At 61.6% G+C, this 26,169-nt stretch carries 20 protein-coding genes; 12 read left to right on the forward strand and 8 right to left on the reverse strand.

Annotation, left to right across the window (positions count from 1 at the left end):
• Positions 1 to 124: 124 nt before the first annotated feature.
• Complete coding sequence (locus ACWTU8_RS06585) at positions 125 to 1,405, reverse strand: acetylornithine deacetylase/succinyl-diaminopimelate desuccinylase family protein (protein ID WP_455847482.1); 1,281 nt, start codon at positions 1,403 to 1,405, stop codon at positions 125 to 127.
• A gap of 228 nt (positions 1,406 to 1,633) precedes the next feature.
• Here ACWTU8_RS06585 and ACWTU8_RS06590 point away from each other — a divergent pair, with 228 nt between their 5' ends.
• The 4 genes from ACWTU8_RS06590 to ACWTU8_RS06605 all read left to right on the forward strand — a co-directional run bounded on the left by ACWTU8_RS06590 (position 1,634) and on the right by ACWTU8_RS06605 (position 6,480).
• Positions 1,634 to 2,062, forward strand: coding sequence for a L,D-transpeptidase (locus ACWTU8_RS06590; RefSeq protein ID WP_455847483.1), 429 nt, complete (start codon positions 1,634 to 1,636; stop codon positions 2,060 to 2,062).
• 223 nt (positions 2,063 to 2,285) lie between these two features.
• Positions 2,286 to 3,368, forward strand: coding sequence for a substrate-binding domain-containing protein (locus tag ACWTU8_RS06595; RefSeq protein WP_455847484.1), 1,083 nt, complete (start codon positions 2,286 to 2,288; stop codon positions 3,366 to 3,368).
• Between the two features lie 84 nt (positions 3,369 to 3,452).
• Entirely contained in the window at positions 3,453 to 5,708 is a 2,256-nt protein-coding gene (locus ACWTU8_RS06600) for an ABC transporter permease (RefSeq protein ID WP_455847485.1), read from the forward strand.
• Positions 5,701 to 6,480 (forward strand): ATP-binding cassette domain-containing protein, encoded by a 780-nt coding sequence (locus tag ACWTU8_RS06605; protein ID WP_095521961.1) that lies wholly within the window; start codon positions 5,701 to 5,703, stop codon positions 6,478 to 6,480. The genes ACWTU8_RS06600 and ACWTU8_RS06605 overlap by 8 nt, the downstream gene beginning before the upstream one ends.
• Before the next feature lie 292 nt (positions 6,481 to 6,772).
• On the opposite strand, the gene ACWTU8_RS06610 is transcribed toward ACWTU8_RS06605, so the two are convergent.
• Genes ACWTU8_RS06610 through ACWTU8_RS06630 form a run of 5 tightly spaced genes read right to left on the reverse strand, consistent with a single transcriptional unit; the run spans position 6,773 to position 11,688 of the window.
• Positions 6,773 to 7,768 carry a lipid A biosynthesis lauroyl acyltransferase gene (locus ACWTU8_RS06610; RefSeq protein ID WP_455847486.1) on the reverse strand — a complete coding sequence of 332 codons (996 nt, stop codon included), beginning with the start codon at positions 7,766 to 7,768 and terminating at the stop codon, positions 6,773 to 6,775.
• Between the two features lie 37 nt (positions 7,769 to 7,805).
• On the reverse strand, positions 7,806 to 8,834 hold the full coding sequence (locus tag ACWTU8_RS06615) for a zinc-binding dehydrogenase (RefSeq protein WP_455847487.1): 1,029 nt from the start codon (positions 8,832 to 8,834) through the stop codon (positions 7,806 to 7,808).
• A gap of 37 nt (positions 8,835 to 8,871) precedes the next feature.
• On the reverse strand, positions 8,872 to 10,143 hold the full coding sequence (locus ACWTU8_RS06620) for a beta-ketoacyl-ACP synthase (RefSeq protein ID WP_455847488.1): 1,272 nt from the start codon (positions 10,141 to 10,143) through the stop codon (positions 8,872 to 8,874).
• Positions 10,144 to 10,159: 16 nt separating this feature from the next.
• Positions 10,160 to 11,350, reverse strand: a complete 1,191-nt coding sequence (locus ACWTU8_RS06625) for a beta-ketoacyl-ACP synthase (RefSeq protein ID WP_455847489.1) — start codon at positions 11,348 to 11,350, stop codon at positions 10,160 to 10,162.
• 56 nt (positions 11,351 to 11,406) lie between these two features.
• A complete protein-coding gene (locus ACWTU8_RS06630) occupies positions 11,407 to 11,688 on the reverse strand; it encodes an acyl carrier protein (RefSeq protein ID WP_006335407.1) in 282 nt (93 codons plus the stop codon).
• 379 nt (positions 11,689 to 12,067) lie between these two features.
• Between ACWTU8_RS06630 and ACWTU8_RS06635 the strand changes: the two genes are divergently transcribed.
• Positions 12,068 to 12,235 carry a hypothetical protein gene (locus ACWTU8_RS06635; RefSeq protein ID WP_455847490.1) on the forward strand — a complete coding sequence of 56 codons (168 nt, stop codon included), beginning with the start codon at positions 12,068 to 12,070 and terminating at the stop codon, positions 12,233 to 12,235.
• Between the two features lie 540 nt (positions 12,236 to 12,775).
• Here ACWTU8_RS06635 and ACWTU8_RS06640 read toward each other — a convergent pair.
• Complete coding sequence (locus ACWTU8_RS06640) at positions 12,776 to 13,324, reverse strand: histidine phosphatase family protein (protein ID WP_455847491.1); 549 nt, start codon at positions 13,322 to 13,324, stop codon at positions 12,776 to 12,778.
• A 167-nt stretch (positions 13,325 to 13,491) separates the two neighbouring features.
• On the opposite strand from ACWTU8_RS06640, the gene ACWTU8_RS06645 reads away from it, so the two are divergent.
• From ACWTU8_RS06645 to ACWTU8_RS06670, 6 genes are all read left to right on the forward strand, one after another.
• Positions 13,492 to 14,454 (forward strand): AEC family transporter, encoded by a 963-nt coding sequence (locus ACWTU8_RS06645; RefSeq protein WP_455847492.1) that lies wholly within the window; start codon positions 13,492 to 13,494, stop codon positions 14,452 to 14,454.
• 187 nt (positions 14,455 to 14,641) lie between these two features.
• Positions 14,642 to 16,099: an NAD-dependent succinate-semialdehyde dehydrogenase gene (locus tag ACWTU8_RS06650; RefSeq protein ID WP_065012184.1), complete on the forward strand. Its 1,458-nt coding sequence runs from the start codon at positions 14,642 to 14,644 to the stop codon at positions 16,097 to 16,099.
• A gap of 85 nt (positions 16,100 to 16,184) precedes the next feature.
• The gene (locus ACWTU8_RS06655) at positions 16,185 to 17,216 is read left to right on the forward strand and encodes an aldose epimerase family protein (protein ID WP_455848400.1); all 1,032 of its coding nucleotides are present in this window, start codon (positions 16,185 to 16,187) and stop codon (positions 17,214 to 17,216) included.
• 479 nt (positions 17,217 to 17,695) lie between these two features.
• Positions 17,696 to 18,793: a branched-chain amino acid ABC transporter substrate-binding protein gene (locus ACWTU8_RS06660; RefSeq protein WP_455847493.1), complete on the forward strand. Its 1,098-nt coding sequence runs from the start codon at positions 17,696 to 17,698 to the stop codon at positions 18,791 to 18,793.
• A gap of 83 nt (positions 18,794 to 18,876) precedes the next feature.
• Entirely contained in the window at positions 18,877 to 21,339 is a 2,463-nt protein-coding gene (locus ACWTU8_RS06665) for an adenylate/guanylate cyclase domain-containing protein (protein ID WP_455847494.1), read from the forward strand.
• 394 nt (positions 21,340 to 21,733) lie between these two features.
• Entirely contained in the window at positions 21,734 to 22,522 is a 789-nt protein-coding gene (locus tag ACWTU8_RS06670) for a DUF899 domain-containing protein (protein ID WP_455848401.1), read from the forward strand.
• Between the two features lie 124 nt (positions 22,523 to 22,646).
• Here ACWTU8_RS06670 and ACWTU8_RS06675 read toward each other — a convergent pair whose 3' ends face one another.
• Positions 22,647 to 24,668: a putative bifunctional diguanylate cyclase/phosphodiesterase gene (locus ACWTU8_RS06675; protein ID WP_455847495.1), complete on the reverse strand. Its 2,022-nt coding sequence runs from the start codon at positions 24,666 to 24,668 to the stop codon at positions 22,647 to 22,649.
• Between the two features lie 289 nt (positions 24,669 to 24,957).
• On the opposite strand from ACWTU8_RS06675, the gene ACWTU8_RS06680 reads away from it, so the two are divergent.
• On the forward strand, positions 24,958 to 25,992 hold the full coding sequence (locus ACWTU8_RS06680; RefSeq protein WP_455847496.1) for a class I SAM-dependent methyltransferase: 1,035 nt from the start codon (positions 24,958 to 24,960) through the stop codon (positions 25,990 to 25,992).
• Positions 25,993 to 26,169: the final 177 nt, after the last annotated feature.

Raw genomic sequence — 26,169 nt, forward strand, 5'->3', positions numbered from 1 at the left:
CCGGTGGATAGAAGCGTGATTTCGCCAAGGAGTAAATTGCGTTTCGTGCTTTCCGGCAGCGCCGGCGGGAATGTTTTCCGTTAGCCGCCGGCTCAAGCGTTCGAAGCTTTCCGTCGCAGCCGGGTTACCGTGCGCCGGCGCCCCTGAGCAATATGTTCAGCCCAATCGCCATCACCTTGGCAGATTCGACCATGTCGGAGATCCCTACCCATTCGTCGGGCCTGTGGGCGAGGTCGAGAATGCCCGGGCCATAGGCGATGCAGTCGTAGATGTGGCCGATGCGGGCAATGTGCTTCTGGTCGTAGGTGCCGGGTGAAATCACGTAGTCGGGCTCGCGGTCGAATATCTCCATGATGCCTTGCGCCACCGCCTTGACCACCGGTGCATCGCGCTCGGTCATCAGCGGCAGCACCTCCATGAGATCGCGGATCTCGTAGTCGAATTTCTTGCGCTCGCGCTTCAGCTGGTCGAGGATATCAGTCACCTCGCTCTTGACCGTGCCGAGGTCCTCCTCCAGCAGGAAGCGGCGGTCTATGGTCAGCCGGCAGGAATCGGGCACGTTGGGCGAGGGCAGGCCCGGCCGGAAATCCTCGGCCTGGCCGCCGTGGATCGAGTTGATGTTCATGGTCGAGCGCTTTGCCCCATCGGGCACGACCGGCATTCGCGTCATCTTGCGGTCGAGCGCCGGGAACAGTTCTTCCTCGAAAGCCCTTAGCACGGCGCCCATATGGCGCACCGCGTTGTCGCCGAGGAACGGCATCGAGCCGTGGGCGATCTCGCCCTTGGTCTCGATCTCCGCCCACCACACGCCGCGATGGCCAAGGCAGATTCGGTCCTTGTTCAACGGCTCGGGGATGATGACGTGGTCGACCTTCGGCTTGGAAAAATAGCCGAGCTTTGCCAGATGGGCGACGCCGCCAAAGCCGCCGGACTCCTCGTCGACCGTGCCTGATATTTCGATGGCGCCCGGAAAATCGGGGAAGACCTCCATGAAGGCCTCGGCGGCGACGATCGAGGAGGCCAAGCCGCCCTTCATGTCGCAGGCGCCGCGGCCATAGACCTTGCCATCCCTGACAATGCCGGCGAAGGGATCGAGGCTCCAGCCATCGCCGGCTTCGACCACGTCGATATGCGAGTTGAAATGCACGCAGGCGCCGGGCGAGCGGCCATCGACGCGGGCGACGACATTGACGCGCGGGTAGCGGTCGGTGTCGCCGGGCGTGTCTTCGGCGCGGATGAATTCGACTTCGAAACCGCGTTTCTTCAGCCGCGCTCCGACGTATTCGGCGCATGGCCGATAGGCTTCGCCTGGCGGATTGATTGTCGGAAAGCGGATCAGATCCGCGGTCAGCGCGACCAGGTCGTCGACCCGATCATCGACCGCTTTCAGGAGCCGTTCGTTCATTTCGTTCATTCGACGAATTGAGCAGCCAACGGTGCGCTTTGGCAAGCCTCTTGGCGGACCGCGCCGCTGCTGCGTGTTGTTGCGGCAACTATCGCGGGAAATCGTTCAAATTCGCTGCTTTGGATTGGCGAATTCGTCAAGGAGTATGTGGTTACCTCACTTGCCATTTAAAAAATCAACAATAGCGTGAAGGCAGGCGGGCAAGGGCAATCAAAGGGGTTTGACCGCATGAAAAAGACCGTTCTCATGGCAGCGTTACTGGTAACGATGCTGTTCGGTTCTTCGGTCGAGGGCTGCGCAGCCAAGCTGGTTGCGAGGATCGACGTGTCATCGCAGACGATGACTGTAAGATACGGTCAGGCGGTTTACCGATGGCGCGTATCGACGGCGCGTAAGGGGTATATCACGCCGCGCGGCAGCTACCGGCCGCAACGAACGGCACGGATGTGGTATTCGCGCAAATACGACATGTCGCCCATGCCTCATTCGGTGTTCTACCGCGGCGGCTATGCCATCCATGGCACGGGCGCGGTGAAGTCTCTCGGGCGCCCCGCGTCGCATGGCTGCGTGCGGCTGCACCCCGCCAATGCCGCCGCCTTCTATTCGATGGTGCGGCAAGCCGGCTTCCGCAACACGCGTATCGTCGTGACCAACTAACTTTAGGTGGTTGCAAGCTCGCGGTTCCTACAAGAAGTCAGAACGGGCGCTTCTTGTGAGGCAACGCCGGCTTTCCGCTCTGAACCAATTCGTCGGGGAAAGTGGGAGCGCTATTTACGTGGGCGAGCTTTGGGCAGAATATACGGGGTGGGAGGAAGCATTCGGAATCCCTGAATAATGCGCCTGAACGGCTTCCGACCGTTGGTTGCAAGGGAGGATAATCATGAAACGTATTTTCTCGCTCGCGGCGGGTGCCGCGGCGTTATCGCTCGGCGTATCGAACGCCTACGCACAATCGGGCGGCGTCGATAAGGCGGTCGGCGGCTACAGCTTCGAAGAAGCCGCAAAGGAGGCCCCTGGTACCAAGGACTTCCATTCGGCCGATGGTCACCTCACTTTCGCTATCGTTACACACACTGCCGGCAATGGTTTCTTCGATCCGGTCTACGTCGGCGCGACCGTCGCCGGCAACCTGATCGGCGCCAAGGTCCTGCTGCTCGGCTCGGAATCGCCGACCGACGACCCTGCCCGCGAGATCGAAATCCTGAACCAGATCGTGCAGGATCCGACGATCGACGGGCTGATCATGACAACGCCCCAGGTCGGCGCCTATAACGACATCGTCAAGGCCGCCGAGGCGAAGGGCATACCGGTCGCTACGACCAATTCCTTTGACGGCACGCTCCTCAACCGCAGCAGCATTGGCCACACCGGCCAGGACGCCTCCGCTGCCGCAATCGCCGGCGAGGCGCTCGTCAAGTGTCTCGCGGACAAGGGTATCGAGAAGGGTTCGATCGTCCTGCCGTCGTCGACCGCAATGGGCAACATCGAGGTGAACAATCGCGTCACTTCGGCTTTCAACGCCATCGTCAAGGGCTTGAAGGATGCCGGCAAGCTTGATGCCTTCAAGGTCGACGCGGGTCCGGAGAACACTGGTATCGACACCAATCCGAATGATCCGGTGAACGGCATCGTGACGCTGTTCGAATCGCGAGGCGACGTCGTTGGCGCGTTCGCCGGCAATAACGTGTTCACGCCGGCGCTTGCCAAGGCCGTCGCTCAGACCGGACTGACCGGCAAGATCTGCGCCTACGGTTTCGACCTCGGCCCGGCCCAGCAGGATGCGATGAAGAGCGGCGATCTGACCGGCGCGCTCGGGCAGCAGCCCTTCTTGCAGGGCTTCTGGCCGGTCATGCAGCTCTATCTGGAGATCGATCGCGGTATCGCGGCATCCAACCTCGACACACGTGCCCAGCTGGTGACGAAGGAGACCGTCGAGGATGTCGGCAAGCGCTTCGAGAACTGAGTCCGCTCGGAAGGTCTGAAATCATTGCGGGAGGGCGCAAGCTCTCCCTCAATGCGGCAGCAGGGAAATCGACCAGAAGAGACCATGGCGCTTACCGCGACCACATCACTCGGCCGTGCGCCGTCCCAGATTGTCGGCGGCTGGGAGGTGGGGCTCGTTGCCTTGCTTTTGCTGCTCTATCTCGGCGGTGCTCTCGTCAATCCCGCGTTCTTCGGGTCGACAGGAGCGTTTCACTCGCTGCTCCGCGACACCTCGCGGGTTGCCATCATCGCGGTCGGAGTGACCTTCGTCATCGTCAACAAGGACCTCGATCTTTCGGTCGGTTCAACTTACGGCCTAGTCGCCGTCGTCTTCGCCAGGCTGTTCGCGCCGAGCTTCCTTGACTTCGGCGTCGTCACGTCGGTGATCCTGTGCGTGCTTCTCGGTGTGTTGATCGGTCTCGTCAATGGCGTGCTCGTTACCATCCTGAAAGTGCCTGCATTCATCGCCACCCTGACGATACTTTTCATCGGCCGCGGCTTCGTGCTGGCGCTCACTCACGGCCAGGCGATCTACTATCCTGCCAAGGCGACCGGCTATCCGCTTTTTTTTCACCTCGGCGAGACTAACCTCCTCGGCTTCAACAACCAGGTCGTGATCTTCGTTGTTGTCGCAGTGATCGGCGCCTATGTGCTCGCCAAGACGCGCTGGGGCTACGAGACCTTCGCCACCGGCGGCAACGAGCAGGCGGCGTCCTATGCCGGCATCCCGACCAACTGGGTGCGCATTCGAGCCTACCTGATCTCCTCGCTCTGCGCGGCGCTTGCCGGCCTGATGTCAGCTGCCCAGGACAAGGGCGTGACGCCCCTCTACGGCGTCAGTGGTGAGCTGACCGTCATTGCCGCCGTGATCATCGGCGGCGCCTCGATCCTTGGCGGCCGCGGCCGGGTCGCCGGATCCTGCCTTGGCGCCCTGCTGGTGGTGCTGCTCGACAAGGTGTTGCGCGAGGGCTGGCCGATCACGCGCACCATCAAGATCGGCGACGAGGAGATCACGGTCAACGCCGTTTTCTCGCTGCCGGTCGGCGCGGTGCCGGTGTTCCTCGGACTGCTGCTCGTCGTGGCGGTGCTCATCGAGCCCTATCTCATCCGCCGCCAAGTGGCAGGGCGCCTCTGGGCCTGGCTCCGCGGCCGGCCACCGCCACCGGCCTACGAGATCGGTGGCATTGCGATCGAGGGAGTGCAGACCAAGGGGGCGATGGCGACCGACATGGCGCTGTCGGCCACCGGGTTCGGCAAGTTCCTCGCCCGGCGCGACGCGCTCGCCATCATCTTGACGGTGCTCCTGTGGCTGACCGGCCTCGCGCTCCGGCCGGACTACTGGTGGAACCTGTCCAACAGCTTCGCGATCCTGCTCAACTATACCGAGCTTGCGCTGATCACCATCGGGCTCACCTACGTCATCGCCGCCGGCGATATCGATCTCTCCGTCGGGGCGGTGCTCGCCCTCGCCGGCAGCACCGCCGCCTATTTTCTCAAGGTTCTCGGCGCCGACCCCGTGACCGCGGTGGCGATGGGCCTGCTCGCGGGCATGTGTGCCGGCCTCGTCAACGCGATCGTCACCGTCGGCTTCAAGCTGCCGGCCTTCATCGCCACGCTCGGCATGTTCTACATCGCCCGCGGCCTCGCCGCCTGGTTCGTCGCCGGGCAGCAGCTCACCGGCTGGCCCGAGGGCTACAACCTGCTTGGCCGCAAGGTGAACGACATCATGCTGCACTACCGCATCTCGCTGCCGGACGGGCTGCTGCGCTCGATCGCCGAGGTGGTGAGCGTCCAGACCATCTGGATGCTGTTCGTCGCCGTCATTGCCGGCGTCGTGCTCGCCTATATGCCGTTCGGGCAGAAGGTCTATGCTACCGGCGGCAACATTCGCGCCGCCGCCTATGCCGGGATCAACACCAACCGGGTGCGGTTCCTCGCGCTTATGCTGGCGGCGCTCTGCGCGACAATGGCCGGGATCATCAACGTCGCCTACTTCCGCAGCTTCAACCCGGTGGCCGGCCAGTTCCGCGAGCTCGACGCCATCGCTTCGGTGATCATCGGCGGCGGTTCGATCTTCGGCGGCTACGGCACCGTGATCGGGGCGCTCGCCGGGGCGGCGGTGATCACCCTGATCCGGGCGCTGCTGCAGCTCAACGTCCAGGGCTTCACTATGCCGCAGCACTGGATCAACGTCTTCATCGGCGGCATCCTGATCGTGGCGGTGCTGATCGACATCTGGGTGCGCCAGGCCAACATCTTCGGCCGCCTGCGGGCGCGCCTCGCACGGCGCACAAGAACGGCGGAGACCACCCATGCGTGACCCGACCACGCCTGCACCGATCGTAGAAATGCGGGGCATCGAAAAAGCCTTCGGTGCAGTGCAGGCGCTCCGCAACGTCGACCTCGTGCTCTATCCCGGCGAGATCCTGGGCCTCGTCGGCGACAACTCGGCCGGCAAATCGACGCTGATGAAGATCCTGACCGGCGCCTACCAGCGCGACGCCGGCGAGGTTTTCGTCGCTGGGCAGCCGGTGCACTTCAAGAGCCCGCACGAAAGCCGCGACGCCGGCATCGAGATGATCTACCAGGATTTCGCTCTTTGCGGGAATATGGATGTCGGTCAGAACATCTTTCTTGGCCGTTGGCCGCGCAAGGGCCTTTTCGTCAATCGGCGGAAAATGTACGCGGAAGCCGACAGCGTGCTGAAGCGACTCAAGGTCGACGTGAACTCCGTCTATCAAAAGGTCGAGAGCCTGTCAGGCGGACGCCAGCAATCTGTGGCGATTGCCCGCGCTATCTCCTTCCAGCCGCGCGTGGTGATCCTCGACGAGCCGACCGCCAATCTCTCGGTGATGGCGACCGAGCGGCTGCTCGAGACCATGCTGGAACTGAAAAAGCAGGGCGTTGCCCAGATCATAATCTCCCACCGCCTGGTTGACATATTCGCTGTGGGCGATCGCGTGATGGTGCTGAAGCGCGGCGAGAACGTCGGCGATCGCTACGTCAGGAACACCGGCGAGCATGAGGTCCTGGAGATCATCGTCTCCGGCACGCGAGAGCACGCACTTACGGCCGATGAGGCGAGGCTTTGACCGATCAGGTTCACTTTTCTCCAGGCGTGGCTGTCAAACAGCCCTTTCATATCGGACGTGCTTAACGATTGGCGGTGAAACTTGCCGCGCCGAAAGACCGAAACTTGAAACAAGGCCGCCATCGAGCGATCCGGCCGAAACAAAAAACCCGCATCAGCGGGCGGGTCGTTGGCGCAGATCAAGAATTGTGCTTAAATTCCTAGCATAACTGCCGTCACTTGTCAAGTCGAAACTACCCCTAGTTGCAGGGCAAATCGCTTCACGCTTGCGCTGCATCTCGATACTTGCCGCTTCAGGCCGCTTCGCCGCGCTGTCTCGCCTTTTGACGCTTTCTGCGCGGGCCGCTGATTTCCCACCTTTTATGGAACCACATCCACTGGCCTGGATCCTCGCGCACCCAGCGCTCGACCACGTCGTTGAGCAGCTGGGTGGTGCCGTGGACGTCGACACTGCCTCCGGCGGTGCGCGGCAAGGTCAGTTTGTCCTCGATCTCGAGCCGGAAGCGGTTGCCCGGCAAGCGCACGCAGCGCGCCGGATAGACATCGCAGTCATAGTGCCGCGCCAGGGTGCCCAGAACCCGGTTGCTCTCGCATGGGCGGCCGAAGAATGTCGTTTCGAGCCCGCTCGAGAATTTCTGGTCGACGAGCACGCCGATATTGCCGCCTTTCTCCAGAATGGACGCCAGCGCGAATGAAGCGCCGGTCGAAGAAGGCAGAAGCGACCCCATGGTCGAGCGGCGAGTCGAGAGGATGTAGTCGGCAAGGTAAGGGTTGTTGGGCGGGCGAAACAGCGCCGTGATGTTCATGCCGAAAGTGGCTGCCGCCACCGGAAGCAGTTCGAAGTTGCCGAGATGCCCCGTGAAGATGATATGCGGCTTCTGTTCCTCGGCGATATGCACGAAGTGCTCGACCCCCTTGACCTCGACGCGGCCCGGTTTCGTCGCGGCGGGATCGTAGTCGAACAGGGCGTCGAGAAAAATGTATTCTGCGGCGAGGCGGGCCATGTTGCCCCACATATCGGACGCGATGGCCTGGATTTCGCTGTCGCTCTTTTCCGGGTAGGCGTTGCGCAGATTGGCGGTGGCGACATTGTGGCGTCCCACCCACGGACCAATGAGGCGGGCGGCTCGGTCGGCGAAATTGAGCGCGCTGTCGACCGGCAGCAGACGCAGCAGCCAAATTATCGTCATCGCGGCGCGCGCAAGCAGCCAATAGTTGAACTGGCGCAGCCGCCTGCCGTGGCGGAACGCCAAGTCCCGGCGGAGCTTCTTGAAGGTGTTGCCGACCATTCCTAGCCCATGATGTTTTTAGACAGCAACATCATGGTCAGCCGACGCGCAGGATGATCTTGCCGAACACGTCGCGGCCTTCCATGCGCTTCAGCGCGGCGTCGATGCCGTCGAAGCCGACTTCGGTGTCGATAACCGGAAAAACCAGCCCCGTCGCCATTTTCTGCATGGCGTCGGCCATGTTTTGCATACGGCAGCCGAAGGAGCCGAGCAGCTTCAGCTGCTGCTGGAACAATTGCATCAGATTGATCTGCGTCGAGACGCCCGAGGTCGAGCCGCAGGTCACCAGGCGACCGCCGCGTTTCAGGCACAGCATCGAGGCGGCAAAGGTGTCCGCGCCGACATGCTCAAAGACGACGTCGACGCCCTTCTTCTTCGTCAGCTTGCGAACCACGCCTTCGAAACGGTCCTCGCGATAGTTGATGACGTGGTCGGCGCCAAGCGCCTTCGCCTTGTCGATCTTGTCGTTCGAGCCGACCGTGGTGATCACAGTGCAGCCCATTTTCTTAGCCAGCTGGATCGCGGCGGAGCCGATGCCCGAGCCGCCGGCATGGATAAGGATGATCTCCCCGGGCTGCAGCCTGGCATTGTCGAACAGCATGTGTTCGACCGTGCCGAAGGTGACGGGCGCGACGGCCGCGCCGATGTCCGTCACGCCGGGCGGGGCGGGGACCAGCAGGCGCGCCGGCAGGTTGATCTTCTCTTGCGCAAAGCCATCGAGATGGAAGCCGTGAACGCCCGAGACATTATCGCAGAGATTGTCGCGGCCTTCGCGGCAGGCGCGGCAAAGCCCGCAGGTGCGCGCGCCGTAGATCGACACAAGCTGTCCGGGTACAAGGCTGGAGACGCCGCGGCCGACCGCCTCGACCTCGCCGGAAGCTTCGGCGCCGACGACCAGCGGCAGCTTGCGCTTGGCGAAGGCCATGCCGCGCCAGCCCCAGACGTCGATATGATTGAGCGCCACGGCTTTGATGCGCAGCGTCACTTCGCCCAGCGCAGGCTGCGGCGGAGGCGGCAGGTCCACCGTTTCAAGGCGGCGGTCCTCGATAAGTTGCAATGCGCGCATTGAGCCTGTCGGTTCTGTTGAGCGGGAAAAGGCTCGCTTAGACTGGTTCCCGCGCCATGACAAGGCAGGTGTTCTGGCCGCCGAAGCCGAAGGAGTTCGACAGCACCGTGCCGACCTCGGCGTTGCGCTTCTCGTTCGGTACCACGTCGAGCACGATCGCCGGATCGGGATTGTCGTAATTGATGGTCGGCGGGATCACGCTCTCGCGCATGGTCATCAGCGAAAACGCGGCCTCGACGGCACCGGCGGCCGACAGCGTGTGGCCGATCATCGACTTGTTCGACGAGATCGGCATCGAGCCGATCCGCTCGCCGAACACGGTTGACAGCGACAGATGCTCCATCTTGTCGTTTTCCGGCGTCGACGTGCCATGAGCGTTGACATAATCGATCTCGTCCTCGCCCAAGCCGGCATCGGCGAGGGCGGCGCGAACGGCGGCGATCGCCGGCGAACCGTCCGGCTTCGAACGGGTGCGGTGGAAATCGTCGGCCTTCTCGCCGCAGCCGCGCAGGATGCCGAGGATGGTCGCGCCGCGGGCCAGTGCGGCCTGCAGCGATTCCAGCACAAGCGCGCCCGAGCCCTCGGCCAGCACGAAGCCGTCGCGATCCTTGGAGAACGGCTTGGACGCCCTTTCGGGGATGTCGTTATGCGTGGAGAGCGCCGAAAGCAGGGAGAAACGGATCAGCGCCTCGGCCGTTGCCGAGCCGTCGGCGCCGATCGACAGCGCCCTGTCGCATTCGCCGCGGCGGATCGCCTCGACGCCGAGCTGGATCGAGGTGGCGCCCGAGGCGCAGGCCGTCGACAGCGTGATCGGCAGGCCGCGCGTCCCAAAACGGTCGGCGAGCCGGTCGGCGATCGAACCGAACTGGGTGGTTTCGAAAACATCGAGTTCCTTCAAGCCGCGCGCCACGCGAAGCAGCCGTTCGGCGCCGATGTCGTGCTTGTCGGAATTGTAGAGCGAAAAGCGCTCGCTCCAGTCGAGTTCGACCGGCGGCGAGGCGAGGAAAAGCGGCCCGCCGAAATCGCCCGAATCAAGGCCGGCTTCGGCCACGGCTTCCTGCGCGGCGATCTGGGCGAGATCGTAGGTAAGAAGACTGGCGCCCTTGGAGCTCGACGGCAGGAAATCGACCATGCCGGAGATGCGGGTGTTCAGATGGTCAACGGGAAAGCGGGTGATCGGATGGATGCCGGACTTGCCCGCGGTGAGCGCTGCCCAATTGTCGGCCTTGCCGACACCCAGCGAAGTCACCACGCCGATACCGGTGACGGCGACGATCGGCCTGCCCATGTGGTCGTTCAGATTGGCCATGACTTGTCCCGGATCTTTAATCGGCGGCGTTGACCAACGCCAAGCCCTCGAATTGGTGATAGCCGACCGCCGTTGCAAGGACGGTCCTGGGAATGCCGTTGAACGGCTTCTCGGTGGCGGGGTCAAAAGCCGGGTAGGCGGCCTTACGTTCGACAGCCAGTGCCGCCAGCGCCACGGCGAAGGGAAACTGTGCTTCCTTCATGTGGCCGGTCAGCGTCGAAAAGCCGCGTGCGGCAATCGCCGGATTGGCGTCGAGCGCCGATTTCTCGGCAGCAGTAGCGGTATGGGCACCCGAAGCGCCCGAAATCGTCAGCAACTCGCCGTTCGGCAATTCCGCCTGCCTGAGCAGGGCGGCAATCTCGGCATCGAGTTCGCTCTGCCGGCGTTTTGCGCGTCCGGATATGACCGGGCCGAGTTCGGCATAGATCTTTCGCCCGCGGCTGATCGCATGTTCGCGCTGTTCCAGGACAAGAAACGCGCCGCCTGATCCAGTCACCACGCCTCCGCCTTGCAGGCCTTGTCTCTGCCAGACCGGCCTCCAGGGGCCGCGATGCAGATAGCCGGCCAGTTCATAGCCAAGCAGCATGTCCGAATGCTCGGTCTGGAAGGCGCCGCCGACCAGGATATGCGTCGACTGGCCGGAGCGGATACGTGCGGCGGCCGTCTCGACGGCAGCGACGCCGGCGCCTTCCTCGCCCATGAAGGTGCGCGACGAGCCGGTCACCTTGTGAACGATCGAGATGTTGCCGGCGAGCAGGTTGGAAAGCTGCGCCAGAAACAGCGTCGGCCGCAACTCAGTGGTCAGTTTCTCGTTGAGCAGGACGTCACGGTCGTTGCGGCTTTCCGAAGCGGCGAGAATGTCGGCGTCGACGGTTTCGTCGCGCTCGCCGCCGCCGGCAGCCACCACCATGTCCATGGTCGTGCAGAGTTCGTCATTGCCCTTGATGCCGGCGTCGTCGAGCGCCATGCCGGCGGCGTAGGTGCCGAGCCTTTGCCAGGTTTCCATCTGCCGCTGGTCGCCGCGCTTGGCGATCTGCAGGTTCCAGTCGATCTCCGGCAGCGGGTGGATGGTGTACGGCGAGAAGCGCGATGCTTCGAGCACGGGTTCCAGGCCGGGCTGGGCGAGTTTGCGCCAATGCGCATCCGGACCTTCGCCCAGCGAAGAGACAAGGCCGATGCCTGATATGACGACGTGGTGGGGACTCATGGGCGGTTGTTGTGGGTCAGGTTTGAAGGCGCATCAAGATCGCGGGCTGAACCATTTCAGGCGTTCTTGGCCGCGACGAGAGCGTCGATCTTGGCGCACAGGTTCTTCATGACGAAGTAATCGTCGGTCGAGGCCTTGCCGTCATTGACCTCTTGCGTCCACTTTTCCAGCGGCACCTTGATGCCGAATTCCTTGTCGATGGCAAAGACGATGTCGAGGAAGTCGAGGCTGTCGATGCCGAGATCGTCGATAGTGTGGCTTTCAGGGGTGATCGTGTCGATATCGATCTCACTGGTGTCGGCGATGATCTTGGCGACTTTGTCGAACGTGGTGGACAAGGGCTTTTCCTTCGGTTGCGGGCGGAATCTGTCCGCATGTGTTTGCGCGCTGTCTAATCGGTTTTTCCGGGCAGGAAAAGGGCCTGATACGCCGGGCGCAGATGGGGTAGCTGTTCTACCAGGGCAATAGGGTCGCGGGAACCTGCCGGGATATGCCGCAACCATCCTATCTCTGGTCATTGCGTGAAGGTGCTCAGGGCCTTGGCCGAACATCGCGACATGAGCCTGAGTGACGTCGTCGAGGGCATCGTGCTTTTGAAGGCCAGACGCCGTTTTCCCCGGTGACCCTGGAAACGATCGGCCAATTGAAGCGCATCTACGGGGCTGGAGCTTGGCGCAGCGGACAGCCACGGTCTGGCGGAAACCGGCGGGGAGGAGGATGACGAACGATCTTGAGCGCAGCCACGGCATCGTGCTTTCGGGGCCGATGCTTTTCCCGTGTAGCGAACGCGAACCTCCGTTCAGGGCAGCAAGCGGCGCGACTGAATTTGCCACAGCTACGTACCTTGTCGATGTCGATTTCGGCCACGACGCGCAGTATCATTAACGTGGGAGAAGTAGAGAGACATTGGCACGAGGTGCGAAAAAGCAACGCCAATACAGCTGATTAGTTACGACGTAGGTACTCTCGCAGATATGGTATTGGCCGTCCGGGGATTCCTGTACGCGATCCCGGGGGATGATGAAATTATGCGGCAAGTAAGTGTAACCACCGTCTATCCTGGACCGCACCGAAGACCGTGGTATGGCGCGGCAATCAGAACCACCGCAACACTTGAATTTCGTCTGTGGGTCAACCTTGTCCTCGTACCAATCGTGGGCGCTAGCGGCTGTCGCGGTTGCGATACACATTGCCGTGAAGATTAATCTTCGCATGGCATTCCTCAAGTATTTGGCAGCCGCTGCTCGTTCGAGCGTCTATGTATATTAGCGTTCCATTAAAAATACCATTGGCCCCCGACCGACTAACGCAGCTCCAGCAAGCGACGCTCGCAACTGAAAGACCGCAACGGGTCCGGTATTCCGCTTAGGGTACCAGCGCTAGATTTTCACCACTAGCGAACGCTTCAACCGTCTCCAGCGCAGCTTAGAAGGTGACGCGGCCGAGCACGCGCAGGCCGTCGCCTTGCAGCTCGACGATCACGGCTTCGCCTTCGCGGGGCGAGATGCCGGTGAGCGCCATGATGTTCTCCAGATGGGTGACCATGACCACATTGTCGGAACCGGAATAGCCGCGGATCTCGTTCATGATCGCCTCGAGCTGGGCGGCTTTCTCGCTCGCGTCTGTCTTCAGCAGGTCAAGCGGCGCGAACGGTTCGGGTTCCGCTCTGAAAGCGATGCGGGCCGTGTCGAGGCAGCGGCAATAGCGGCTGGACAGCACGCGCTCGATGGGCGCGGCGCGGGCGGCGAACAGCGCGCCGATCTTGCGCGCCTGCTGCTTGCCGCGCACCGAGAGATTGACCTGGGTCGCGCACTTCTCGATGTCGAAATTCGCCGGATCGGTGGTGCCGGTGACCATGGCATGGCGAAGCAGCACCACATGTCCGCCGTCGCGCAACAGCGCCCAGCCGGCTTCAGTCGCATGGGCCGACGCGGGAATGACGAGCAGCAATAGCGCCAGCACAAATCGAAGCATCTAACGTCCTTTTCCGGTCACCGGAGGTTGGTTCCGGTGATCGCATATAGGGACGGCAAAGCCGGCTGAAAAACAAGGCACGACCAATCCCGGCTGTTTGCGAGAACAGACCGCTTCGTAAGGCGGGGCGATTGCGCTGCAATCCCGGCTCGCCTATCAGGAGAAAAATGTCTCCACTCATCGAAACCGTCCTTTTCGTCTTCGGCCTAGTCGCGCTCGGCTATCTGGCCGGGCTCACCGGCTATCTGAAGGCCGAGGCGGGCGAGGCCATCGCCGAATTCGCCGTCGGGGTGGCGATGCCGCTGCTTCTGTTCCGCACCATGGTCAATGCCGATTTCCATGGTGCCGCGCCCTGGTTGTTCTGGGGAGCCTATTTCACGGCTGCCGCAGTCACCTGGGCTGCAGGCCATCTGGTGATCACGCGGGTGTTCGGGCGCGACGCGCGTGCGGGGGTCGTCGGCGGCGTGTCGTCGGCTTTTTCCAATCTCGTCCTGCTCGGCATCCCGTTTGTCCTCGGCACAATCGGGCCAAGTGGATTCGAAGTGCTGTCGCTGCTGATTTCCGTGCATCTGCCGACGATGATCATGGCGTCGATCATCTTGTTTGAAGTCTTTGGCCGCGGTGACGAGCATGTGCATCCGCTGCGCATCATCCGGCGCTTCTTTCGAAAGCTGCTCTCCAATCCGCTGATCATCGGCATCCTGGCCGGATGGGTATGGCGTATCACCGGCCTGCCACTGCCGGGGCTGGCCGTCCGGCTGGTCGACGCATTGGCCAACATCGCCGGACCGGTCGCGCTGTTTGCCATGGGGCTTGGCCTGTGCCGTTTCGGCATCTCCGGCAACGTGCGGCCGGCGCTGGCGCTGTCGGCGCTGAAGCTGTTGCTGATGCCGGCCGTTGCACTCGGCCTGGTCTGGCTGTTCGGGCTGCCGCCGCTGTCAGCGAAGGTCGCGGTTGTGGCCGCCGCGCTGCCATCCGGGGTCAATTCCTACTTGATTGCGACGCAGTTCAACACCGGCCAGGCATTGGCATCGAACCAGATGACCATCGCCACCGCCTGCGCGGTCGTCACCACGGCGTTCTGGCTGACGGTCGTCGTCCACGTGTTTGGTAGCAACGTGTTTGGATAGCAATTTGGGCGCAAGTTGGCCTCGCCTTGCGCTGGCCCAAACCCTATATGCCATCTTGCGATTGATTGCGGGGCTTGCCCTAGGTAAAGAGCAGTGGCTCCAGGCGTGCCGACACCGATGCCATTGCGCACGCCCACCAAAGAAATCCAGATAGCGGCCCGTCAGCGCGCCGAACGGAGGCTAGACCATGCTTCAGAAAACCAGCCATTTCATGCGCCAGGCCAATCTCATCAATGGCGAGTGGGTGCAGGCCGACAGCGGCCAGACGGTGGACGTCAACAATCCGGCCACCGGCCTCAAGATCGGCACCGTGCCGAAGTCGGGCAGGGTCGAGACGCGCCGCGCCATCGAAGCCGCCGACGCCGCTTTCAAGACATGGCGCAAGACCACTGCGCTCGAGCGTTCGAAGTTGTTGCGCAAGCTGCATGACGCGATGATGGATAATCAGGATGTGCTGGCCGAGCTGCTGACCATCGAGCAGGGCAAGTCGCTGTTCGAATCGAAGGGCGAGATCGGTTCGGCCGCCTCCTACATCCTGTGGTTCGCCGAAGAAGGCCGCCGCACCTATGGCGATGTCGTGCCGTCGCCCTGGGCGGACCGCCGCATCCTGGTGACCAAGGAGCCGGTCGGCGTCATCGCCGCCATCACGCCGTGGAATTTCCCGTCTTCGATGCTGGCCCGCAAGCTCGGCCCGGCGCTTGCCGCCGGCTGCACCGCGGTGGTCAAACCGGCCTCGCAGACGCCTTATTCCGGCCTCGCCTGGGGCGCGCTCGCCGAGGAAGTCGGCTTCCCCAAAGGCGTCATCAACATCCTGACCGGCGCCGCCGGCGAGATCGGCGACGAGATCTGCGCCAACCCGCTGGTCAAGAAGATCACCTTCACCGGCTCGACCGAGGTCGGCAAGATCCTGATCCAGAAGTCGTCCGTCACCGTCAAGAAGGTGTCGATGGAGCTCGGCGGCAACGCGCCGTTCCTCGTCTTCGACGACGCCGACATCGAACGTGCCGTCGCCGGCGCGATCACCGCCAAGTACCGCAATTCCGGCCAGACCTGCGTCTGCACGAACCGCTTCCTGGTTCAGGCCGGCGTCTACGACAAGTTCGTCGAGAAGCTCGCCGCTGCCAGCAACGAGCTGAAGGTCGGTTCCGGCCTCGAAGATGGCGTGCAGCAGGGGCCGCTGATCGACGAGAAGGCAGTCGAGAAGGTTGAAGAACTGATCGCCGACGCCACCGCCAAGGGCGGCAAGGTCGTCGCCGGCGGCAAGCGCCATGCGCTCGGCGGTTCGTTCTTCCAGCCGACGGTGATCGCCGACGCGACGCCGAAGATGCGCTTCATGAAGGAAGAGATTTTTGGCCCGGTCGCGCCGGTGTTCAAGTTCGAAACCGAAGAGGAAGCCGTGGCGCTTGCCAACGACACCGAATTCGGCCTCGCCTGCTATTTCTACACCGGCGATCTCGGCCGCGCCTTCCGGGTCATGGAAGGGCTGAAATACGGCATGGTCGGCGTCAATGAAGGCCTCATCACCACGCCTGAGGCGCCGTTTGGCGGCGTCAAGGAATCGGGCCTCGGCAAGGAAGGCGGACATCAGGGCATCGAGGATTATCTCGACACCAAATATGTCTGCATCGGCGGCCTCGGCCTCTGATTTGGCAGGGCCTGTTGACCGTCAACAGACCCAAGCCGGCCCGAGAGGCCAGGCGGGGATGGATCAACCAACTGGCGTTTCGGGCATGGCGATGAAAGACGGCGAGGTCTTCGGTACGACGCAAGCGGGTGAGGCCGTCCGCCGCTTCACCATCCGCGGCGGCGGCCTCACCGCCAACATCATCGGGCTGGGCGCCATCGTCCAGGATCTGCGCCTGGCCGGGCACGATGCGCCGCTGGTGCTCGGCTATGGCAATTTCGAATCTTATGAAACGGATACGGCCTTCTTCGGCGCCGTCGTCGGACGCTATGCCAACCGCATCCGCGATGGCCGCTTCACTATCGCCGGCCAGCGTTACCAGACCGAGCGCAACTTCCTCGACAAACACACGCTGCATGGCGGCTCGCAAGGTTTTTCGCACCGGCCATGGGAGGTTTCGCTGCATGGCAGGGATTTTGTCACGCTGACACTGCATGATCCCGACGGCACGATGGGCTTTCCCGGGGCGCTCGACGTGACCTGCACCTACAGGCTGAAAATCCCCGGCACGCTCAGTGTCGAGATGACCGCCACCTGCGAGGAGCCGACGCTGTGCAACCTCACCCAGCATTCCTATTTCAACCTGGATGACGGCGGCGCCGGCGATATCCTCGACCACCGGCTGATGCTGAACGCCGGCGCCTATCTTCCGGTCGATGGCGACCTGATCCCGACCGGCGTCGTGAAGCCGGTCGATGGCACGCCGTTCGATTTCCGCCAGGCGCGGCCGCTGCGCATGGAGAGCGAGGGCAAGCAACTCGCCTACGACCAGAATTTCTGCCTTGCCTCGATGCGTGGGCCGCTCAAGCTGGCATCATGGGCGCAAGGCGCAAATTCCGGCGTCGAGATGGAGCTCTGGACCACCGAGCCGGGCGTTCAGCTCTATACCGGCCAGTATCTGGCGCCGCCTTCGCCGGGGCTCGAAGGACGTCGTTACGAGGCTTTTTCGGGCTTTTGCCTGGAGCCGCAGGTCTGGCCGGACGCGCCGAACCGGCCGTATTTCCCACAGGCCACGCTATGGCCGGGCCAGATCTACCACCATGTCACGGAATACCGGTTCCGACTGCCTGGTGCCTGACACGGAAGTCGGGTGGTACCGGTTCTTGCTGCGCTACCTCCGGTTCGGACAGGATCGTGCGCAAGTTCAAAGGCCGTCCTTTGCGCTCCCATTGGACGCGCGACGCTCTCGGATCGGAACCCAAATATTCTCAGCGATCGAGTTCGGACCTTCTCGGACGTTTGTAGCCGATAGCGGGATGACGCAGGTTGACCCGAAAGCGACCTTCGTAGATCGGGCCGGAACGTCTGCAAAGGGGACAATCCACTTCGTAGCACGCGATGGCAACAACCACTTAGCGCCCAATTTTGTTGAGAACCTCGGCAAGCGCGAGCGCTTTAGCCATCAACTAACTCGCGCAGGGATATGGCAAATCCTGGTAGAACCCTAATCAACGACGAGACGAGTGCGCTGTATGACCAGCCAAGATATCTACGCTCGCGGAAAGGACTGTCGGCGTTGACGGGATTGGCGTAAACTACTCGCTTGGGGTGTCCTCCATGCACCGTATCATCACAGTGGCTTTTGTGGCGCTCGCGGTCGCGCTTAACTGTCCTGCGCAGGCGGAGGTGCTGATCGGGGTCGCAGGCCCGATGACCGGAAAGCTTGAGTGGACTGGCACGCAATTGAAGCGCGGCGCAGAGGTGGCTGTGGCCGACATCAATGCAGCGGGCGGCGTTCTAGGCCAACAGGTGCGGCTCATCACGGTCGACGACTTCTGCGATCCCGAGCAAGCAGTGGCTGCGGCCCAAAAGCTGGTGGCTGACGGTGTAGTGTTCGTCGTCGGGCACTACTGCTCTGGAGCCTCGATCCCAGCTTCGAAGGTGTACGAGGCGGCGGGAATTCTGCAGATTTCGCCATCCTCGACCAATCCGATGTTAACCGAGCAAGGTCGCGCAAACGTTTTCCGCGTCTGCAGTCGCGACGATGCGCAGGGCTTCGAGGCCGGCAACTACTTGGCCGATCATTGGAGCGACAAGAAGATCGCGATCCTTCACGACAACACGACCTATGGGAAGGGTCTCGCCGATGAGACAAGAAAGCAGTTGAACAAGCGGGGCGTGAACGAAACAATCTATGATGGCTACGCTCCCGGGAAAGACGACTACTCGGCCGAGGTCAGTAGGTTACAGGCGGCGGATATCGCCGTGCTTTATATGGGTGGGTATCATACCGAGGCTGCGCTTATGGTCCGTGCGGCGCGCGACCGGGGCTACTCGCTTCAGCTGATCTCGGGTGACGATACGGCGACCGAGGCGTTTGGGCTCATTGCCGGCCCTGCCGCCGAGGGCACACTCTTCACCTTTGTCCCCGACCCACGTCGAAATGCCGAAGCGGCGCAAGTCGTCGAACGATTCCGTGCCGAGAACTTCGAACCAGATTCCTGGACGCTGCATAGTTACGGTGCCGCCCAGACTTGGGCGCAGGCGGTCGAGAAGGCAGGCTCACTAGAACTCCAAGCCGTGATTGCGTCGCTGCGGAGCAATCAATTTGATACTGTGCTGGGCCGTATGGACTTTGATGACAAGGGCGACCTCACTGTTCAGAGTTGGGTATGGTATGTTTGGAAGGGCGGCGAATACGTGCCGTTGGAGTAACGGACCACCGAGCTGGCCGATCGCATTGAGCCAATCTGTGCAGATCTTATTGGTCGCGCCAGCTGAATCAACGCGTCGCCGCGATGCTTAAGCGTCTCGGCATACGCGGCCGCCTGTTGCTCGCTTTTTTCGGTATCAGCACCTTCGCGGTGCTCGCGACAGCTGCCGCTCTTTATGCCTTTCTCGAGGTGGGGGAGGTTCTCGACCGCATCACCAAGGACCCATCGGCGCTCGCATCCCTCCAGCTGTCGCGGCAGGCCGAGCGGGTCGCCGCCACTGCGCCCGCCGTACTTGCTTCGACCAGCAAGGCTCAGCACAACGAGGTGTCGGCTGCGATCGCGGCCGAGATGACGCGCCTAGAGGAACTGCTTGCCGCTCTCAAAGGCGCCAAGCCTGGCACGGCGGTGGTGGCTGAGATCGAGGCTGCGGTGCTTGGTCTGCGCCGCAATCTCAATGTCCTCGATGACCTTGTCGCCGCCCGCCTGTCCGTGGTGGCGCACAAAGAGGAACTGTTACGCCGCCTGTCGGCTACGACAAATGCAAGCCAGCGCCTTGTGGCGCCCGGTATGCTCGTGATGAATTCCAAACTCCAGCAATGGCGGGCGGTCACAGCCGGCACGTCGCTTGCGTCGGATCGAGGCACGGAAGCGACGGCCGACCTGGTTCAAGCGATCGCGGCCTACATCCCGCAGCAGAAGGCGCAGCAGGAGATCTCGGCGGTCAATGACGCGCTGGTCAACACGGCGGACGCGCCTACGCCAGGCGATCTGGCGTTGATCATGTTTCCGCTGCGCCGGTCGTTCGCCGTTCTAGATACGATTTCCAACGAGATCGACGAGAGGCTGCGAACCCGTTTCCAGCAGCGGGTGAACGAGTTCAAGGCATTGATCGACGGTGGAAACAGCATCCCGAAGACGCGGCAGGACGAGTTCGCCGTCCTTGCGCAGGGCGAAAAGCTTCTGGCCGAAAACCATCAGCTGTCGCGCAGTCTTACCGCTGCCGTCGATCGCCTGGTCGCCGCGGCAGACCGCGAGATCGCGGCGTCCGGTCTCGAAGCCGCGGTCGTCCAGCGCTACGGGACCGGAGTTGTCCTTGGCTCCGCCGTTCTCAGCCTCTTGAGTTCCGTTCTGTTTGTGTGGCTCTATGTCGACCGTAGCCTCCTCGCGCGGCTGGGAGGGTTGAGCCAAAGCATGCTCGCGATCGCCGGCGGCGATCTTCGTGCGCCATTGCCTGCTGCGGGCCACGACGAAATCGGCCGCATGGCCGAGGCGCTCAGGCTCTTCCGGGATACCGCAGTCGAGGTGGAGGAGAAGAACCTGCGCGAGGTCGCCGAAGCGCGTCAGCGGCTCATTGATGCCATCGAAAGCATCTCCGAGGGATTCGCTCTCTACGACGCGGAGGACCGGCTCGCCCTTAGCAATAGCCGCTACCGCGAACTGCTCTACAGCGACCTTTCGATCGAACTGACGCCCGGCACGGCCTTCGAGTACATCATTCGCCGATCCGCTGAGCGCGGCTATATCAGGGATGCTGAGGGACGGTTAGAGGAATGGGTCGCCGAGCGCCTCTCCCGGCACCGCAACCCTGGCGAACCGTGGCTGCAGCGGCGAGGCGACGGGCGATGGATTATGATTAGCGAGCGGCGGATCACCGGCGGCGGCACAGTCGCGGTCTACTCGGACATCACCGAGCTGAAGCAACGGGAGGAGAACCTCGCCGAGAAATCCGCGGCTCTCGAGGCGCTTTCCAGCAAGCTGGCGAAGTACCTGGCGCCGCAGGTCTACAACTCGATATTCACTGGCCGTCAGGACGTCAGGATCGCCAGCCAGCGGAAGAAGCTGACGATATGCTTCTCGGATATCGCCGGCTTTACCGAGACCACTGACAAAATGGAGTCCGAAGTTCTCACCCAGCTCCTCAATCACTATCTGACGGAAATGTCGAAAATTGCTTCGGATCACGGCGCGACGATCGACAAGTATGTCGGCGACGCGATCCTGATGTTTTTCGGCGATCCGGAGACTCGCGGCGTCAAGGAGGACGCGTTCGCCTGCGTGCAGATGGCTCTCGCCATGCAGAAGCGGATGAGCGAACTTGCCGAAATCTGGCGCGACATTGGAATTGAAACACCGCTGCGCTGCCGCATCGGCATCCACACCGACTACTGCACTGTCGGCAACTTCGGCAGCGAGGACCGGATGGATTACACGATAATCGGCGGCGCTGTGAATCTCGCCTCACGTCTCGAGCAGGAGGCGCAGCCAGGGACCGTGCTCATTTCTTATGAGACGTTTGCGCAAGTGAAGGACATAATCGACTGCGATGAACTGGGGCACATTCACGTCAAGGGGATCGCGTATCCGGTCGCCACCTATCGCGTCATCGATCTGAAGGCCAATCTTGTCGCTGCCCATCGCTCCGTTCGAACCGAACTGCCGCATCTCAGGCTAGAAGCTGAGCCCGAGCTGATGTCTGCTGACGAGCGTGACCAAGCCGCCACTGCGCTTCGAGACGTGCTCGATCAACTTTGTCACAAGCCTAGGTAGTAGGGCCCGTACCTGAATTCTACAGCGCTCACCTCGTCGACCAGCCCACAGCCAGGCATGCCTGTCGGCCAACGTGTTCTTTGGGATCGAGACACGACCTTCCCGGCAGCGCTGGCAAGGTCGGCAATTGGCGCCCTGTGCTCGTTCCGCCGACCGATTCAAGCGGCAAGTTCTCGGCCATTGGCGGCAGCCAGCCTGATTGAGTTTTGACCCAATCTTCGAACGCTGCCCTCAACGCAATCAGCGTTTCCATCGGAATAGCGCCACACTTGTTACTCCCACTGTTTGCTTTCCGGTGCCAAACTATCTCACGCCAACGAGCGATGAGCAGCGAATGGAACCGCGCTTCAGCCATGAGGCGCGGGAATTCGCCCAAATCAGGAGGTATCAAGCCATGACTTCATCAGCCGAGAGCGGACGGAAAAGCGGACAGCCTGCCATGCGCACACCCCCAGTGGTGTCGCCTGAGGCGTGGGAGGCGGCCCGCGAGCGGCTGTTTGTGAAGGAAAAGGCCCAGACCCGCGCCCGTGACGCGCTGGCCGCCGAGCGGCGGCGGATGCCGTGGATGGCCGTGGAGAAGACGTATGCGTTTGAAGGGCCTGACGGAAAGGCCAGCCTGCTCGACCTGTTCGACGGACGGCGTCAGCTGATCGTCTACCGCGCCTTCTTCGAGCCGGGAGTGTTCGGCTGGCCCGACCACGCCTGCCGCGGCTGCTCCCTGGTAGCCGACCAGGTCGCCCACGTCGCCCACCTGAACGCCCGTGACACCACCCTTGTCTTCGTCTCGCGTGCGCCTCAGGCTGATATCGGGCGGCTGAAGGCGCGGATGGGCTGGGAGATGCCGTGGTACACGCTCACCGACAGCTTCGACGCCGACTTCGGCGTGGACGAGTGGCACGGCCACAACGTGTTCATCCGCGACGGCGATCGCGTGTTCCGCACCTACTTCATCAACAACCGCGGCGACGAGCAGATGGGGAGCACCTGGAATTATCTCGACATCACCCCGCTTGGCCGGCAGGAGGTCTGGGAGGACTCGCCCGAGGGCTATCCCCAGACCCCGACCTACAAGTGGTGGAACTGGCATGACAGCTACGCCGCGGATCCAGCGGCCGACAAGAAGTGGGCCGAGGTGTCGGACGCCGGAGAGGCGGCGTTCCGGGAGGCGAGCACGAAGCAATGAGCCCGGCCTGGTCCAGTGGAGATCGACGGCGGCGACTGTCGGTCGGCTAAGACAAAGCCGCTGGACTATTGCAGAGGGAGCGCGGGGCGACGGCTTGCAGGAGCGCAGATCGCTCCGCCGCCATTCATGCGGACTTGACGACCGAAAATGGGCGTTTGTAGGTGACCGGTCTCGTCCGGAAACTCGCGGCGGGAGCGGGACGGCCGACGTGAAACCCTTGGATTTTATCTATGTCAAATTCGCGTACGAGGGCCATCTGCTCGTCGGTTTCGACCCCTTCGAGCAGGATTTTATGACCGCGATTTCGGACCAGGGCAATAATGTCTTGCAGCATCGCCTTGCCCCTCGGGGTGCCGCAGTCATGTAGAAACGAGCGGTCGATCTTCACCGTATCGAAATCGATTAGACGAAGCCATGAGAGGCCGGCGAAGCCCGTCCCGAAGTCATCGAGCCATATCCTGATCCCTAGCAGTTTCAGGTCGCTGATGCAGCGGAGAACGTCGGAGTGCATCTCCATCTCCAGCCCTTCGGTGATTTCGAGGGCCAGCCTGCTGCCGGCTACGCCAGTCTCGCTCAAAATGGCCGCAACAGACGTTGCGAAGCCAGGCGTCTTGAGCTGAATCGGAGAGACGTTGACGCTGACGACACGGACGTGACCGTCCGCCAGAAGCTCAGTGCACACTGTCCTTATTGCCCAGCGCCCAAGCGCCAGGACCGCGCCAGTTCGTTCCGCGACGGGAATGAACAAGCTCGGCGGAACCGATGTACCGTCCAGCATTTTGAGGCGCATCAGAGCCTCGACGGCTTCAACTCGGCCGGACGTGACATTCTGGATAGGCTGATAGACGAGTGAAACGAGATCCTGGCCGATCGCGATCTTCAGCAAAGCCGCAATATTCTCGCTCTCGTCGCTGCTCTGGGGATCGTTTGGATCGAAGAGCCAGGTACAATTTCGACCGCCTGCTTTTGCCAGATAGAGTGCGCGATCGGCCTCATGGATGATTTTTTCCAGCTTGGCGCCAGTCTGCGGCCTGGTGAATGCAGCGCCAACGCTCACCGTCACAACCGAGATACCGTCTCTGCGCTGCTCGTGGGGAAGCGCGAGGTTCTCCACCGTGCTTCGAATGGCTTCGGCGATATCTGCGACCTGTTCTCTTTTCTCCATGCGAGCCAGAACAATGAATTCCTCACCGCCGTAGCGGCCGATTGAGCCATTGTGCTGCTTAATCATTTCGGCAAGGGCATTGGCGACGAGAATCAGGCAGCGGTCGCCTTCTTGATGTCCGTAGTAGTCATTGAACCTTTTGAAGAAGTCCACGTCGATGAGGATCGCCACAAAACTGCTGCCAGACCTTTGCCAGTCGCTCCAGTAGTCCCGCAGCTTCTCGTCAATCGCCCGCCGATTCTCCAGACCCGTAAGCGGATCGGTTCTCGACAGATTCAACAGCGCCTGTCCGCGCTCGGTGGCTTCCTTGTGCTGGATTTTGGCTTCGAGGGCATTCAGGAAGACGTTGTAGCGCTCCTCGTTCAGCTTCCAGTTAACGTAGGACGTAAATGTGAAGCATGAAATGTAAAAAGTTCCAAATACCATTTTGTACGTTAATGTGGAAGGCACAAAGTAGTTTACGACATACAGTATTACTAAAATTATTGCAGACGTTACAATAGACAGGCTGAACTTAAACGTGAAGAAGAGATTGGCGCTAATCATGAAGATGGTGCCGAACACCATGTAATAAGAGACGCTTTCCTTGTCTGCACCCATGACCGCTGGGCACAGCCAGCCAACATAGCCAAAGATGATGGCTCCGGCGCAAGTGACGTCAATCCATTCCGTTCCGACGCCCCGGCGAAGTTGTGCCTCCAAGATCAGGAGTGCAGTCACTCCGACCGCGAAGCGTGCCATGATCGTATAGAGTGCCACATCCGGAATCAGCAGCAGATCCGTTGCCGAAAACAGCAGATAGATGGCAACGGCGATCCAAAGCCCTGGCCTGGCGTCCATTCTTCGCTTCGCTTGGCCTTCCTCTCGGTAGAGGTTGCGGAGCTCGTCGGACCGCGGCTCGTAGCGCGGTTCGAACGGTTCCGCATGGGCTATATCGGCCAATGCAGATGACGCGCATTCGTTCGTCACCACAAACCCCATCTGAACGGGACTTTGTATTCCGAACTCATTTCTAGCTTCTGCCCCCAACGCCGGCCGACTCCTCAGGCGCGACAGCGATTGCGGCGCCTCGCAAACAATTATGCAGTCGCGCAAATAGGTTTTCGTTAACTCGTATCCGGAATCCCACCCGCAAGGCGTCCAAAGAACCAGCATGGTTGGCGGGAAATTAACGACACCGCTAAAATGCCGGGGATGTTGGCTTGGCAAAGGTAAAATTTTACGCAATATCTAACTAATATCTAGCTAGTTGTAACTATGGGGTTATGTGGTGGCAACCATCCTTGATGGCAAAAGTCTGATTACTGCCGAGATGATCGCCGCCAGTCTCCCTCCAGGAAAGCTCGAGCCTCATAGCGAAGCGTTCGAAACTGCTCGCGTAGAGCTTGCGCTCATTCTCCACACGACACACCAGCAAATCGAGCAACGAAAGGATCCCGCGGAGATCATTCGTCGTCTGATGGCGCACCTCGAAGCAACCCGTTCCAAGGTTCATCCAGACGTTTGGCAAGCATTGATACCCGTGGTGCAGAACCACCCGGTCCTGGAGTACTTTCTTGAGGATCCGCTCACGCGGTGGTCCTATGACAAGCCCAGAGGTTATTCTGGCGACGCGCAGTTGCTCGACTATATCTATTGTGATCCGCACGTGGCCGAGAGCGTGGCAAACGCCTCGGAAATCGGCAAGGCGCTCTATAGCCATACCAAGGATGTACCGTCGTGCATCGCGGCACGGGAACGGCGCGATCTTTTAACCCGATATGTCGATGAGATTGCGACCAAGAATGGACCGGAGGCCGAGGTCCTGGCGATCGCGGCCGGCCATTTAAGGGAGGCCAATCGCTCGACCGCTTTACGGGAGGGCCATCTCAAGCGCTGGGTTGCGCTCGATCAGGATCCTCAGAGCGTTGGATTGATCACGCGCGACTTCCAGGGCACCGCGGTAGAGGCCATCGACGGTTCGGTACGAACCATGCTCACGCGGGGCCACAAGCTTGGCAAGTTCGACCTCATCTACGCCTCTGGCCTTTACGACTATCTTGCGCACAACGTCGCCGTGAAGCTCACGAAAACCTGCCTGCAGATGTTGAAGCCGAACGGGACATTCCTCTTCGCGAACTACGCAGAGGGCAACCCTGACGCCGGCTACCGGGAGACGTTCATGAACTGGGTGTTGCTGCTGCGGTCGGAGGCCGATATGTGGAACATCATCAACGCCAGCGTCGACCGCAACACCGTCGAGGCGCAGGTGTTCTTTGGCGAGAACCGAAACGTCCTGTACGGCGTCATCGAAAAGCGCGGATAGCGGTCAAAATCCAACGCTTGGGACCCGAGACGAATACAGCCTCCCGACCCCTTTCTATCCTTCCGTCGGAGAGTCCGAACGGGAAGTTGTAACCCCAACTGGTCGTTCCCAGAGCTATGTGGCGCCTCCAAAGCCGACGTTCATCGGAACCAACGATATTGACCCAAGCGAGCCATT

The sequence above is a fragment of the Mesorhizobium sp. BHbdii genome, assembly GCF_053848045.1.